Here is a 10215-nt window from a genome sequence, read left to right as displayed (position 1 = left end):
TGACGCCTGCTGGCCCTTTGTGTCAGATGAGGGTAGTCGCATTTTTTCTGCGAAATCTGGCCGTTTTAGTCTGGAAATCCATACGGATCAAGGACTTGCAAAATTGTCTGCCTGGCGAAAGGGATGAGCACGCGGAGCCTTGCTGCAAGCGGCTCTCTGGGTAATCACCGCCAGATTTCGCGCAAAAGGTCCGGATACCCCTATCCGGGATGGCGCTCAAAGTCGGGATCAATACGAACCAGTTGCGCAAATGGATCCGGCTGCAACAGGAGGCAAATGAAACCGCTGCGACGGATATGGCGGAGCTTGCATTGCCAGCGTTCGTACCAGTCGTCGAGGTTAATGGCGTAACGCGGGTGCCTGCCGTGCCTGCCGCGCCTGTAACGTCGAGCCGTATGCCTATCTGTTCAACGTGCTCACCGAGCTGCCGCAGCGTGCGCCTGACGCTGACATCAGCGACCTGATGCCGTTCAACTTCACGAAGCGGCACGCCCGGGCGAACGTCACCTGATGCAATGACCGCGCGCTGGCGCGCAGTTCACCGCGCCCACTCTCCCCACGAAAGAGGGATCCACTGACCTCGGCGCCCCAACGATCAAATAACGCCGCAAGCGTTCGTCACTGTGTCCCATGTCCAGTTGCGCGTGATCGGATCGTAGACCCGTGGCGCTTGCCAGCGCTCCTGGCGGCCATTCCCGAAGGTGCGCAGGCAGCTTCCGTTTGCGCACGTGTTTGAACATCGGACGACGTTGGTTGACCTCGTGGTGGCTGCTGTCTTGATCGGCTTCATCTGACGCGGGGCCGTCGATTTCGCGGCGGCGTCGATCCATTTCTTCATCGTGGCCGGAGCGGCGACGGGCGCCTCGTTCTCGATCGGCGCACCGGCAACGCAAGGTTTGCCACTCTTGTTACCTTCCTCGCAGCTTTCCAGGGCGGCTTTCTTGGCCTGCGCTGGCGTGGTCCGCAATCCTATCCCTGTGTAGTCATCGGACGAGGCAAGGACATAGAACGCATGCGTATTCGTCGTGAAGTCCTTGTTGGGCGAGCAGGGCGCCTTAGTCGCAGAACCTTGCTGGCAACGCTCGGTCGCCGATTTTTCGGCGGCTTCTAGAGAGCTGGCTCCAGTCGTCACCCAGAGATTGTCCTTGCCTATGGCCAGGGCAGCGAAGAAGGGGGAGGTATCCCAGACAGCCGACTCTACACGACACCCCTTGGACAGCTTGCCGCAGGACGCCAGCGCATCATTCCCAGCTTTGTCCGGGTTCTCGTTCGATACCTGGGCCCAGCCTTCGTCACCGACCACCATGACCATTGCGGTGCTTCGCACGGCATGCTCCATGGCGAGCTTGCAGTTGGTCGTGCGCTCAGCACATCCGGACATGGCACGCTGCTCAGCCTCTTTCGGCGTGTCGGCGTTGTATTGCGTGTAGTGCAGGTTCCCGTCGCCGATGGCGGTCGCGCCCCACCCAAAAGCCTGGCCGCTCACGACTGCCGACATGACGCCGGCCATAACTGCCTTCCAGTACTTCATCCCTTTTCCTTGTCGTTTAGGTGGTGCCGCAGCAATAACGGCACAATCGGAGAATAGTGAAGTGGGCTGCCCATGCAACGTTTGGGTCGTCACACCCGCCGTCGGAAGAGAAGATGCGGAGATTTCACAGGAAAGGGCGCTGGCCAACGGCGAGGTTTTGTCGCGATAAGGATGCCGGGGTAAGATCGGAGCCGACATTGGCCAGAACTGAAGCCCGTAATGAAGAAGGCATCGGCGAGAAAAGCACTGCCGGCTAGCGTAACGAAGGTGCTCAAGCGCCTGCACGATCCGCTGGACGTGATCCTGCTGTGCGTGCGGTGGTACGTCGCCTATTCGCTGAGTCTGCGCGATCTCGAGGAAATGATGGCCGAGCGTGGTCTTGCGGTCGATCACTCGACCGTGCACCGCTGGGTCATCAAGCTGCTGCCGCTGTTCGAGAAGGCGTTTCGCCGCCACAAGCGCCCGGTTGGCAAGAGCTGGAGGATGGACGAGACCTACCTCAAGGTGCGGGGCAAATGGACGTACCTCTATCGCGCCGTGGACAAGGCCGGCAACGCCATCGACTTCCTGCGGCGGGCCCATCGTGACAAGGCTGCCGCCCGGCGTCTCTTCGAGAAGGCGATCAGCCAGAACGGTGTTCCAGAGACGGTCACCGTCGATAAGAGCGGTGCCAATCTTGCGGCCTTGCATGCCGTGAATGCGCAGCGCGAGACGCCGATCAAGATCCGCCAGCGCAAGTACCTGAACAACATCATTGCGCAGGACCATCGGGCCATCAAACGACGAACACGACCGATGCTCGGGTTCAAAAATTTCCGTTGCGCGCGCATCCTTGTCGGTGGCATCGAAACCATGCATATGATCGCCAAGGGACAGATGGCATGTCCCAAGGGGGCCCGCTTGTCCGCCGCACAACAATTCTGTTCCCTGGTTTCGTAATCCAGCGCGATTCACCCGATGGCTTCGCCAAACCATCCTTATCGCAACAAAACCGGAATTGGCGCCCTACAATTGGAAACCCTCTGGCGCGGTCGGATCGGCATCGACCGTGGCGTCGACGTCGTCCTTGCCGGTTGCCAGCCTCGGCGACCCGGCATTGAACCGCGGTCGCGCATCAAGCGGAACGAAACAATGAACCAAGCAAGCGCGGGCAAGGCCGAACGCAAGATCTCCGAGACGATTCTGGACTTCGGAGGGCCGCTTCTGTCCGAGGCCATTACCGAAGACACGCCGATCGCCGTGGTGCGCGAGACATACAAACTGGTGGTGCTTGTCTGGAACGCGCACGTCGCAGCCACGCCCCGCTGGGGAGATCCCAGTTATCTGCAAATGCTGCGACAGATGGCTGCCGCGCCGCAGATGCCACCGCAAGGGCGTGCATGCATCGAGACGCTCTCGCGCCGATGGCGGGAGAAGTTCTCCGACGCCAAATACTGCGTTGGAGAATGGCACATCAAGATCAAGGATGACGATACCCTGAGCTTTTTTTTTGCGACGCCCGGGAAGCGCCGAGGCGGTAGTCCGTTGTCGCGCGCACTGTCCTCGCAACGGTGGCAACGTCGCCGCTTACGCGAGTCGTCGTCGCTGTCGTGCACCTCCCAGCCCTCGATCTTGCGGTAGAGGTCCAGAATCGGATATCGGTACGGACCTTGCGGGGGGCGAGGCGTAGCCGCCGGAGCGACCGCCATTTGCTGGCGGCGCTCCATAAGTCATTGTGCCTGGGTTGGCACTCAGAAAACGTGGCGGATGCCGACCAACGCGCCGACCATGTTCTTCTGTCCGGGCGCCTGCGCGTAGTTGAACAGGTAGCCGGTGAAGGGACCATCATTGGCCAGGCTGCCGTTATGCGCCCACGCGGTCGTGAGATAGACGTCGGTTCGCTTGCTGAACGCGTAGTCGGCCACGAAGCTGACCTGCTGGGGGTTGGCAGGGTTGATCGGGGCGCTGCTGTTGCTCAGCGCAAGCTGCTTGATATTCGAATAGAAGTAGGCCAGTTGAAGGTCAAGTGCCGCATTGACGCGGTAGCTCACGCCAGCGAACCAGTAGTCGTCGCGCATGGCGGTTCGGCCGTTGGCGTACGTCTGGTCACCCCAGCGGTAGCCGGCCATCAGCTTGGCCGGACCAAAGCTGTAGCTGCCAGCGATGCCGGCCTTGCGGACCTTGCCAGGATTGCCGACCGTGGCAGCCGGATTCCACTGGTCGTAACCGATCCCCAGGCCAAACTGATCGTTCAGGTAGGACACCGAAGCCCCCCAAGCCGTGTCGTCGCGATGGGCGCCGGGGGTTTCACCGGCGCCCCCGTTGTAGAGCGCGCCGCCTGTGCTCAGCGATGTCAGGCCTACGCCGGCCCCGAACGAATAGTGGGCAGCGGCAGACAGCGCGCCGAATTCGCCCTTGTACTTGATGGTGTTGGCAGGCCGGTAGTTAATGCCCAGCCACCAGACGCCTGGCTCATAGGCGGGCGCCGCACGGGTGGGGGAGAAGTTCAGCATGCCTTCGGCAAGGCTTGAGTACTGCTTGCCGAAGGCGATTTTGCCGTACTGGTTGCTCAGGCCGACATATGCCTGGCGGTTGAAGATGCCGGTGTTGCCCGCGAACGCGCCGGTGTCTGGAGTGAACTGGCTTTCCAGCGTGAAGATGGCCTTCAGGCCGCCGCCCAGGTCTTCCACGCCACGCAGCCCCCAGCGCGAGGCAGACAGGCCGCCGTTGCCGTTCATGTCAAAGCGCTTGCCGACCGGCGCAACCCCGGTCAATGACGGGGACAGCGTCGTTGGCGCCGTGGCAACCCGGTTGACGTACTCGATGCCAGTGTCAATCACGCCATAGAGCGTCACGCTCGTCTGGGCATTTGCCGACCCTGCCACTGCGCTGAGCGCCGCCAGTGCGATAAGCGATTTTTTCATGCTAGAAAGTCTCCTCTTGTCTTTATCAATATGTCATGCCGACCCATGCGCCAGTCACGGGCGGACCACGACGCTGCGCGGTCGGATCTGCACGGCAGTCGAGTGGCCGGCGCGCTTCGACAGTAGAGATGGCATCCACACCCGCTCGCCTATCAAAACGGGAGGGGGGAGGGGCGGGGGGGCAGCGTGGCGTGCGATACCCGCGTCAACGGCGGGCTGTGGCGGCGCACGCGGGAATGCCGGCGGCCGGATGCGAGGGAATACACCAATGTTAACGCGATGCAACACCATCGGACGCGGCGGACGCGACCCGAATGGGAGCACGTCTACAACCCCTGCCTGAAAGGGAGGGGCGCGGCTGCCGCCGCAGGGCTACCTTTCATCCTGTGCACAGAAGGACGGCTGTCGCCATGTCCACGAAGCGTGCCGACCGTCCTTTTCCTGGAACCTGTTTGCCCCGCGAGTCGGCTGGCGCAGGATCGACTGCGGGAGTTGACCTATGTATCGTCCAGATTCCGAGCACCTCGCCCAGCCTGTGGCGAGGCTGCATTATCCGTGTGGAGAGGCACCCTCAGCGGGGCAGGCCTTCGAGATCGCGCCCGGCGTACGGTGGATGCGACTGCCCTTACCCAACGTACTGGCGCACATCAATGTCTGGGCAATCGAGGACGGCGATGGCTGGGCGATCGTCGATACCGGCCTGCTTTCGCCGCAATGCGAGGAAGCCTGGGAAGCGCTTCTGGCAGGGCCTCTGGGCGGAAGGCCGGTGACGCGCGTGATCGTCACGCACCAGCATCCCGACCACGTGGGCATGGCGGGCTGGCTCGTGGACCGGTTCCAGTGCCACCTCTGGATGACGCGCCTGGAGTATCTGCACAGCCTTGCCACCGCCGCGGAGGCCGGCCAGGAGGTTCCACCCGAGGGCCTTGCATTCTACCGGCGCGCCGGTTGGGATGAAGGGGCCCTTGACGGCTACCGAAGTCGCTTTGGCCGCGCCGGGAGAATGATCTCGCGCCTGCCGCGTAGCTTTCGTCTCATGGAGGATGGCGCGGTGGTGCGCATTGGTGCCCACGACTGGCACGTGCTGACGGGGCAGGGCCATACGCCGGAGCACGCATGCCTGTATTCCCCCGACCTGCACGTGATGATTGCCGGCGACCAGGTGCTGCCGCGCATTTCGCCCAACGTCTCGGTGCATCCGATGGAGCCCGACGCGAACCCGTTGGCCGGCTGGCAGGCGTCGTTGTCGCACATCCGGCGCATGGTGCCGGAAGACGTGCTGGTGCTGCCGGCACACAACGATCCGTTTGAAGGGCTTCATACGCGCATCGACCGGTTTGAACAATCGCTCTGGCGCAACCTGGCCCGGCTGCGCGATGCACTGCGCGAGCCGCGGCGTGCCGTCGACCTGTTCGCCGTGCTCTTTGCCGTGCCCGTGACGGGCGACGACGCGCTGCAGTACGCGCTCGCGACGGGCGAAACCGTGGCGTACCTGAACTACCTGAGCGCGCTTGGCGAACTCCAAGTGCAAGCCGGCGAGTCGGGTGTGGCGTGGTACCGCGCCCGTCGGCCCGGCACGGCCGCCTGAGTGGCGCGCAGAGACCGCAAAGGCAGGCTTGCAGCATGAGACAGGTATTGTGCATCGCGAACCCTATCGGCCTATCTCGGGCTGGTGCCGCGTCAGCACGGCACTGGGGGCAAGGTGCGCCTGGGCGCGATCAGCAAACGCGGTGACCGCTATCTGCGCATGCTGCTGATCCATGGTGCCAGGGCAGTCCTGTTCCGAGCCAAGGACAAGGGCTTGTGGTGCGAGCAACTGGCACGCCGACGGCCCACCAACGTGACAGTGGTGGCGCTAGCCAACAAGGCGGCGCGAACTGCGTGGGCCGTGCTGATGGGCAATGAGCCGTATGAAAGAAACCATGAGTTAAAGAAAGCCGAGAGGACCAAGCAAACGGCGAATTCCGCACTAGGCCAGCTCCGCCTACAACGACCGTAGGCGGAGCTGGCCTAGCCGCGGCGGTCATGGAAGAAGCTCGGTGATCTTGCTGATGAGCATTGTGCTGACTACGTTACATATGTGCACCCCCGGATTGTCTTGAACCTTGACCACAAGACGTAATTTGTCTATTTTTTCGTTAACAAATTCCGTAAAGGATGCGCAATGTCGATTCGTGCCAAAGATGTTGTCCCCATCAGCGAGGCCCGCTCACGGTTGACCGAGTTGGCCGAGGACGTAGTGGCAGGTGCCGAGAAGTTGCTGACAAAGAATGGCACTGCCTTTGTCGCCCTTGTCGATGCCAAGAAGCTGGACTACTACCACAACCTCGAACGGAGAGAACGGGGGCGACTGCTGATGTTGGCCGATGCCGAAAGGGGTCTCAAGGACGCACTTGAAGGTCGCGTCAAGTCTCTGGAGGAGATCCGGGAATCCATGCGTCGACGTGATGCGTCTCGCAAATGACGCGTGTCGACTTTGCGGATGCTTTCCAGGAGCGGATGGAGACCATTGAGGCGTTCATGCTGCTCCAGGACGTGAGTTCAGCGCCGGGGCGAATGGAAGCGCTATGGGAAGAGATCCATCGGTTCCGTGATTTAGTGATGACGCATCCCCGGCTTGGCCGTCCCGCTGAGATCCTCGCCGCGGGCTCCGGTCAGGAATCGGCGCGACTCGACGATCTGCTTCGACTGGCCGTTGAGGCGGGGGTGCCGGAGATTCGGGAGTACGTCATTCATTCACATGTCATTCTGTATGCGTACTCTGACTCACGCGTCGTCGTACTCTCGATTCGACATCAGCGAGAGCTGGGATACGCGGAAGACGAGTGACTCCCAAAAGCGCTGGCGCCCTGCGTGCGGGGGCTTCCCTCGAATCGGAGGGGGCAGCGCGCCCGGTCCGCAAGGGCCGCGCTTGCCGCCCAAAAAATCACATACGGTTTAACCCCCACCCCCCAACTCCATATCCCGAACCCGAGCCACAGCCTCATCACGACTACTAACCCCAAGCTTGCGAAAAACATTCCGCAAGTGCCACTTCACAGTCTCCGGCGACAGCCCAAGCGTCCGCGCGATCTTCTTGTTGGGCAGCGCCTGCCCAAGCAACCGCACCACATCGACCTCACGCTCGCTCAACCCTTCCATGCCGGCGGCGTTTGCCGGCTGCCCATCGGAGGAGAGTGGAGACGTGTCCGGAACGGCCCCCACCAGCGCCTCCCGCGCCGAGCGCAGCCGTTCGACATAGAAATCCAGCAACGGGTCCGCCGCCTGCCCCAGTGTGATCTCACCGACCAGGTCAAGCCCCGCCGGATCCGCATCGAGCAGGCTGCGCACCAGCCCAAGCCGGTGCCCCCGGCGCAAAGCCGCCAGCATCTGGTCGCGCGCGGTATCCGGCAGCCCGAGCCGGAAGTCGACCACCGCGCCTTGCCACTGCAACTGCGCCACCTGGCGCTGCCAGCCGCGCGCATCGCACAGGGCGATCAGCGGCGCCAGGCGCTGCGCCGCCCCGGCAAGGTCGTCATGCGCAAGGCACATCTGGGTGCGTGCGCGTTCGGCCACCACCCGGATCTCATCTAGCGCGCTCGGCTGTGCGTGCGGGTGACGCGCATCGATGACCTCCAGGCGCGCCAGCGCGGCTTGCGCGGCGTCCGGATCGCCGCAAGACAGGTGGCGCTGGACCTGGTCCCCCAGGCTATGGGCCAGCAAGCGGTCCAGGCCACGTTGCGCCGCGTACTCTTCCAGCCGCTCCAGGTAGGCAAACGCATCGAGCTGATGCCCGGCCGCCCAGTGCGATGCCGACAGCGTTCGGAGCACCCGCAGCACCGAGTCGGGAATCGACACGCGCTCCAGCACGTCCACGCGGTCTTCCAGCAGCCGGCGCGCGCCCGCGATGTCGTTCTGTTCGTAAAGCACTTCGCCAAGCAGCGCGGCGGCAAAGTAGCCGGGTTCGGCCGCGGCGCTGCCGGCCTTGTCCGCCTCGAACAGGATATCCCGGCAGATGCGCTCGACCTGGATCATCTTGCCCTCCAGGGCGAAGCTGAAACCGACCATGCAGCGTCCGTTCAGGCTGCCGCCGGTGGTGCCCAGCAGCGGCGCGCCTTCCGCCAGCAGCGGCGGCGCCTCGGCCTGGATGCGGCGCGCGCGCTCGTACTCGCCAAGGTGCATGTACAGCCACGAAAGCAGGTTGTTGCGCGCGCCGAGGGTGACCGGTTCGGCGTCGGCGGGCGCCTGCATCAACCGGGGCACCAGTGCCAGCGCGCCCTCGGTATCGTCGCATTGCACGGCCAGCCCGAAGCGCAGGATGGTGAGCCGGTAACTGGCCGCCAGGTCGGTTTCGGGAATGTCGGCGAGCAGGCGCTCGATGCTCACTGCGCAAGCGTCGAGGTCGCGCGCGAAGATCTGCATCTGCAGGGTCATCAGGCGCAGCTTGATGCGCGCCTCGATCTGCTCGGCCGGCAACAGGCGCATCAGCCCGATCAGCTTGCGCAATTCCCCCCGGGCGGTGAGCGTGCCGGCATATTGCTGCACGAGATCCGCGGCCGCGTCGGCTTCCCCCGCCAGCACCGCATGGCGCACGGCTTCTTCCAGCAAACGGTGCGCGCGGAACCAGTGCCAGGCGGCCGCATGCACGGCGCGCTGCTGTGCCTCGCTGCGCGCGCCGAAGCGCTGGAGCAGGGCTTCGCGCAGCAGCGGATGCAGCCGATACCAGGTTTCCCGGTCGGGCCCGTCGACGGGCGTGATGAACAGGTTGTCGTTGTCGAGGCGGGCGAGCAGGGCGACCACTTCGGCGGAGCTTTGCGCCTGCTCGTTCAGCGCCACGCAAAGCGATGCGCTGAAGCGCTGGCATGCCGCAGCGCGCACCAGCAACTCCGTCTCGGCGGGCGCCAGGCGCGCCAGCACTTCGCGTTCGAAATAGCCGGCGAAGGCGCCGGCATTCTGCACATTGGCGCGCACGAAGCTGTCGGCGCCGGACTGCGCGCCGCTGTGTTGCCGGTGCCGCTTCCAGTGCGTGGCGAACAGCTGCAGCCCGGCTACCCAGCCATCGGTCAGTTCGTGCAGCTGGCGCGCGTCGCGCGCGCTGATATCGCCGAGTTGCGCCTTCAGGAATTGCCCGGATTCCGCCAGCGTGAAGCGCAGGTCGCGCTGGTCCAGTTCCAGCACCAGCCCCTGGTCCCGCAGGCGGCCGAGCGATAGCGGTACGTTGCCGCGCGACGCCAGCACGATATGGAGGTTAGGCGGCGCGTAGTCGAGCAGCCATTGCAGCGACTCGTGCACGCGGGCATCGGCAAGATGGTGCAGTTCGTCGAGCACCAGCACCAGGTCGCGCGGATGGCTGGCGATGCCTTGCACCAGCGCCAGCACGGTGCGCTCGACGACTTCCGCATCCATCCCGCGGCCGCCCAGCAACGCCGCCTCGCGCGTCATCGCGGTATCGACCTGGGCCAGGCTGCCCAGCAGGGCATCGAGCCAGCGCGCCAGTTCGTTGTCGTCGGCTGACAGGGTCAGCCACGCAACATCGAAGCCTAGTGCGAGCAGCGCCTGGCGCCACGCCAGCAGCGTGGCGGTCTTCCCGCAGCCGGCCGGGCCTTGCAGCACGATCGCGCGGCGGCGCCGTGCCTCGGTCAGTTGCGCAAGCACGCGTTCGCGCGCCAGAACCCTGACCGTGTCGCGTGGCGGCAGGCGCTTTGCATTACTGGTGGATTCCGGCGCCGCGCTGGCAGGCGGGCGAGCGCCGGGGGAGGAGGGGCTTTGCGGCATAGGTGACCGGTGCCTTCTTGTCTCCGA

At 64.1% G+C, this 10215-nt stretch carries 8 protein-coding genes and 2 pseudogenes; 7 read left to right on the top strand and 3 right to left on the bottom strand.

Going from position 1 to position 10215, the window contains the following annotated elements; translation table 11 throughout:
• Positions 1-370: 370 nt before the first annotated feature.
• A pseudogene (locus tag CF70_RS35465) lies at positions 371-511 on the top strand (transposase domain-containing protein); the annotation flags it as partial.
• Positions 512-595: 84 nt separating this feature from the next.
• Here CF70_RS35465 and CF70_RS30030 read toward each other — a convergent pair.
• Positions 596-1531, bottom strand: a complete 936-nt coding sequence (locus tag CF70_RS30030; RefSeq protein ID WP_035874239.1) for a DUF4189 domain-containing protein — start codon at positions 1529-1531, stop codon at positions 596-598.
• A gap of 219 nt (positions 1532-1750) precedes the next feature.
• Here CF70_RS30030 and CF70_RS30025 point away from each other — a divergent pair, with 219 nt between their 5' ends.
• Entirely contained in the window at positions 1751-2470 is a 720-nt protein-coding gene (locus CF70_RS30025; protein ID WP_035874236.1) for an IS6 family transposase, read from the top strand.
• A 72-nt stretch (positions 2471-2542) separates the two neighbouring features.
• Positions 2543-3151: a hypothetical protein gene (locus CF70_RS38455; RefSeq protein WP_235185269.1), complete on the top strand. Its 609-nt coding sequence runs from the start codon at positions 2543-2545 to the stop codon at positions 3149-3151.
• A gap of 110 nt (positions 3152-3261) precedes the next feature.
• Here CF70_RS38455 and CF70_RS30015 read toward each other — a convergent pair whose 3' ends face one another.
• Positions 3262-4434, bottom strand: coding sequence for a porin (locus tag CF70_RS30015; RefSeq protein ID WP_035874233.1), 1173 nt, complete (start codon positions 4432-4434; stop codon positions 3262-3264).
• Positions 4435-4933: 499 nt separating this feature from the next.
• Here CF70_RS30015 and CF70_RS30010 point away from each other — a divergent pair, with 499 nt between their 5' ends.
• The 4 genes and pseudogenes from CF70_RS30010 (at position 4934) to CF70_RS34110 (ending at position 7263) form a co-directional block, all read left to right on the top strand.
• Positions 4934-6022 carry an MBL fold metallo-hydrolase gene (locus tag CF70_RS30010; RefSeq protein WP_035874229.1) on the top strand — a complete coding sequence of 363 codons (1089 nt, stop codon included), beginning with the start codon at positions 4934-4936 and terminating at the stop codon, positions 6020-6022.
• A 51-nt stretch (positions 6023-6073) separates the two neighbouring features.
• A pseudogene (locus CF70_RS34115) lies at positions 6074-6433 on the top strand (transposase); the annotation flags it as partial.
• Between the two features lie 165 nt (positions 6434-6598).
• The gene (locus CF70_RS30000) at positions 6599-6898 is read left to right on the top strand and encodes a type II toxin-antitoxin system prevent-host-death family antitoxin (protein WP_035874226.1); all 300 of its coding nucleotides are present in this window, start codon (positions 6599-6601) and stop codon (positions 6896-6898) included.
• The gene (locus tag CF70_RS34110; protein WP_051649238.1) at positions 6895-7263 is read left to right on the top strand and encodes a type II toxin-antitoxin system RelE/ParE family toxin; all 369 of its coding nucleotides are present in this window, start codon (positions 6895-6897) and stop codon (positions 7261-7263) included. Before CF70_RS30000 ends, CF70_RS34110 begins: the two co-directional genes overlap by 4 nt.
• A gap of 108 nt (positions 7264-7371) precedes the next feature.
• On the opposite strand, the gene CF70_RS29990 is transcribed toward CF70_RS34110, so the two are convergent.
• Positions 7372-10188, bottom strand: coding sequence for a LuxR C-terminal-related transcriptional regulator (locus CF70_RS29990; RefSeq protein ID WP_035874223.1), 2817 nt, complete (start codon positions 10186-10188; stop codon positions 7372-7374).
• Positions 10189-10215: the final 27 nt, after the last annotated feature.

It is taken from the genome of Cupriavidus sp. SK-3, from assembly GCF_000611145.1.
Taxonomy (GTDB): Bacteria; Pseudomonadota; Gammaproteobacteria; order Burkholderiales; family Burkholderiaceae; genus Cupriavidus.
This window is presented reverse-complemented; position numbering and strand designations above follow the sequence as displayed.

Bases quoted from the DNA above. Each gene is read 5' to 3' on its own strand.
- CF70_RS29990 (WP_035874223.1), bottom strand. From the start codon at position 10,188: ATGCCGCAAAGCCCCTCCTCCCCCGGCGCTCGCCCGCCTGCCAGCGCG.
- CF70_RS30015 (WP_035874233.1), bottom strand. From the start codon at position 4,434: ATGAAAAAATCGCTTATCGCACTGGCGGCGCTCAGCGCAGTGGCAGGG.
- CF70_RS30010 (WP_035874229.1), top strand. From the start codon at position 4,934: ATGTATCGTCCAGATTCCGAGCACCTCGCCCAGCCTGTGGCGAGGCTG.
- CF70_RS34110 (WP_051649238.1), top strand. From the start codon at position 6,895: ATGACGCGTGTCGACTTTGCGGATGCTTTCCAGGAGCGGATGGAGACC.
- CF70_RS30000 (WP_035874226.1), top strand. From the start codon at position 6,599: ATGTCGATTCGTGCCAAAGATGTTGTCCCCATCAGCGAGGCCCGCTCA.
- CF70_RS30030 (WP_035874239.1), bottom strand. From the start codon at position 1,531: ATGAAGTACTGGAAGGCAGTTATGGCCGGCGTCATGTCGGCAGTCGTG.
- CF70_RS30025 (WP_035874236.1), top strand. From the start codon at position 1,751: ATGAAGAAGGCATCGGCGAGAAAAGCACTGCCGGCTAGCGTAACGAAG.